This is a genomic window from Cognatundibacterium luofuense (genome assembly GCF_018139685.1).
Classification (GTDB): Bacteria; Pseudomonadota; Gammaproteobacteria; order Burkholderiales; family Burkholderiaceae_D; genus Undibacterium; species Undibacterium luofuense.
In genome coordinates, this window is record NZ_JAGSPN010000398.1 from 1 (window position 1) to 333 (window position 333).

Below are 333 nucleotides of genomic sequence, written 5' to 3' on the forward strand. Positions count from 1 at the left end.
GTCAGCACGACGGAGTCGGTACCAGGACATCAAGCTCACATTAGAAACCGGCAAACTGGATGCAGTTGGGTCAGATGGTGTTTGCTTCAAGGCTGCGACCAGACGGGCCATCAAGCTTAATTCGTCCGGACTCGGCAAACGACGCTCGCCTGGCTGCAGACTGGCAGCCATGAAATCACCATCATCGCCACTGTGTTCGATACCCAAAGCATGACCATATTCATGCAAGAGCACAGAGAGCATATCCATCTTGCCATCGGCGGCTGAACCTGCTTTGGCGATCCAGACATCCGGATTGGAAGTCGGTAAGAACTCGTCGTTTTGATCTGGTGT

Annotated in this window: 1 protein-coding gene; it reads right to left on the reverse strand. The window is 53.2% G+C overall.

Translation table 11 applies throughout. From position 1 onward, the window contains the following. Positions 1–333 (reverse strand): matrixin family metalloprotease (locus KDM89_RS20935; protein ID WP_212689757.1); only part of this gene is annotated, 333 nt, incomplete at both ends.